The following is a 2,739-nucleotide window of genomic DNA, read 5'->3' as shown; positions in this document are numbered from 1 at the left end:
GACAAGATGTTAATAATCACGTTTCAAGGGTGATTATTACTAACAAAACTTAAAGTAAGGGCTCTTAGCTCAGCTGGATAGAGCACCTCCCTTCTAAGGAGGCGGTCGAAGGTTCGAATCCTTCAGGGCTCACTTTAATACCTCACCTTATTGGTGAGGTTTTTTTTGCCTAAAATTTTGTAGGTATCGAATCTAAAGACCTTTAATTCCTTATATCTCTAAAGTAGGATTTTTAAAAGTGAAGTTGTTATAGTATTTAGAATCCCTTATAATTTTAGTGTTTAATAATAAAAATGGTATTTTTACTGTTATTCTCTCTTTGAAAAAAATCCTATGAGATCAAAACTACTTTTACTTATAGCTCTTATTTCTTTTGCCACTATACAGGCGCAAATCACTGTGGACAATACTATTTTAACAGATGCAGATGCCGAGATGTTGGTTTCGGATGTGTTAATAGGAGGTTCTGGAAATTGTGCGCAAGTTAGCAATGTTACAAAATCTACAGGAATAGATTTTGGTGGAATAAACAATGGTATCGGCTCTTTTGATGCTACAGGTACTGATTTCCCATTTGAAGCTGGAGTCGTATTAGTTTCAGGAAGTATTGATGATGTTCCTGGACCAAATACAACGACTCAAGGTAATGGAAATTGGGTGGGAGATGCCGACTTAGAAGCCAACACGACTGCTATAAATACCAATGACGCTTCATTTATTCAATTTGATTTTTTACCTTCTGTAGATAACCTTAGTTTTAATTTTATCATGGCATCAGAAGAGTATGACCAAAATTTTGAATGTACTTTTTCTGATGCATTTGCTTTTATTTTAACAGACTTAACCACAGGAGTTGTCCAAAATTTGGCTGTACTCCCTGGAACAACCATCCCTATAGAAGTTACTAATATTCATCCAGAAGTACCTGGGCAATGTGCTGCAATAAATGAAGAGTTTTTTGATCGGTATAATTTTTTACCTTTTAACAATCCAAATACTTCTGCAACTAACTTTAACGGACAAACAGTTCCCCTAACAGCAACATCACCTGTAACGTCAGGAAATCCATACAGGATCAAACTGGTTGTTGCAGATCAAGGAGATAGTGCTTTCGATATTGCCGTTTTTTTAGAAGCGGGTAGTTTTAACTTAGGAGTAGATTTAGGTGAGGATTTAACTTTTGCAGGGGATACTAATGCCTGTGCAGGTGACACCGTGACTTTAGATGCCTCAGCGAGCAACGCAATTGGTGTTACATTTCAATGGCAAGTTTTTAACCCCATGTTGGGAGATTTTGAAGATATAGTTGGTGAGATTGGACCCACCTTAGATGTAACAGATACTGGAGTATATCAGGTTTTAGTTGATTCTGGTTTTGGATGTGTTGGATCAGATTCTATTGTCGTCGAGTTTGCGTTAGCTACAGCAATGGCACCACCAGATCAGATTATTTGTGATGACGCCTCTAATGATGGCACAGAAGTTTTCAATCTAAATGCTCTTATTGATCCCCTTATTATAGGTACACAAGATTTAAACGACGTCGATGTAACTTTTCACTTGTCTCAAGCAGATGCTGATACCAATACGGCTGCTCTCACAGGAACTATTGCGTATAACTCTCCTACAGATGAAATTTTTGTCAGAGTTGAGAGTGCATTTGATAGTAACTGTTTTGATACAGCTTCTTTTATGCTTATAGTACAAACAAGACCTATGCCTATTGATCCAGCGACTGTAGATCCTGGGTTGCTTATTGTGTGTGATAATGCAGCTGATGGCAGTGACACCAATGGTCTTACTGTTTTTAATTTAGCTTCCTTAAATGGAACTATTTTTGGAGCACAAGATCCTACAGCCTTCACACTCACCTATCATCTTAATTTCACTGATGCAGACTTAAATCAAAACCCGCTTCCACTTAGTTTTACTAATACAGATCCTGGCGGACAAACCATTTTTGTAAGGTTAGAGAATGATGCCTTTACAGACTGTTATACTGTAATTGATATTGATTTAGTCGTAGCCCCATTACCTGTGATTATAGATCCAGCCCCCTTATTAACACAATGTGATGATGATACCGACGGATTTTCAGTTTTCAACCTAACCGAAGCAGAGTCATTGATTTCTGCTGATGCCACTAATGAGACTTTTCAATATTTTGATTCGTTGGGCAATCCTATTGCAGATCCGATTGCATATACCAACAGTGTAATCAATAATGAAACGCTAGATGTTCTTGTCACCACCGTAAACGGATGTTCACGTCCTGCACAGTTGTTACTAGAGGTAGATACTTCTCAAATCCCTCCTGATTTTTTAGTGCCGTTTGAAGAGTGTGATACTGATGGTGATGGAGTTGCTGTATTTGATTTTACAACAGCCACCCCTCAGATCTTGGCTTTATTTCCTCCTGGACAATTACTCACGGTGACGTATTATGAAACACTTCAGGAAGCACAAAGTGAAATAAATCCAATTACTAATATCTCTAATTACACTAATAATATTGCCCTTACCGATATGAATGGTGTTCAAGGGATTTATGTTCGTGTAGATGGTGATACGGCCAACGATTGTGTGGGTCTAGGAATTCATGTACAACTCACGGTACTTCCTAATCCAGTATTAAATACAGATGTTTCTGATTTTATAGAATGTAGTGATGATGCTGATTTTGGTATTTTTGATTTAACCTCAAAAGACATCGAGATCACGGGTGGAAATCCAGATTAT

The 2,739-nt window shown here is 37.6% G+C and carries 1 protein-coding gene and 1 tRNA gene; both read left to right on the top strand.

Annotation, left to right across the window (positions count from 1 at the left end):
• Positions 1 to 58 precede the first annotated feature (58 nt).
• Positions 59 to 132, top strand: a tRNA-Arg gene (locus tag ACFO3O_RS19425).
• A gap of 201 nt (positions 133 to 333) precedes the next feature.
• Positions 334 to 2,739: choice-of-anchor L domain-containing protein (locus tag ACFO3O_RS19420; RefSeq protein ID WP_379981950.1), on the top strand; the 2,406-nt coding region annotated here is incomplete at its 3' end.

Source organism: Dokdonia ponticola (assembly GCF_042653865.1).
Lineage (GTDB): Bacteria > Bacteroidota > Bacteroidia > Flavobacteriales > Flavobacteriaceae > Dokdonia > Dokdonia ponticola.
The sequence above is the reverse complement of the archived record's forward strand: the minus strand, read 5'-3'. Positions and strand labels throughout refer to the sequence as shown.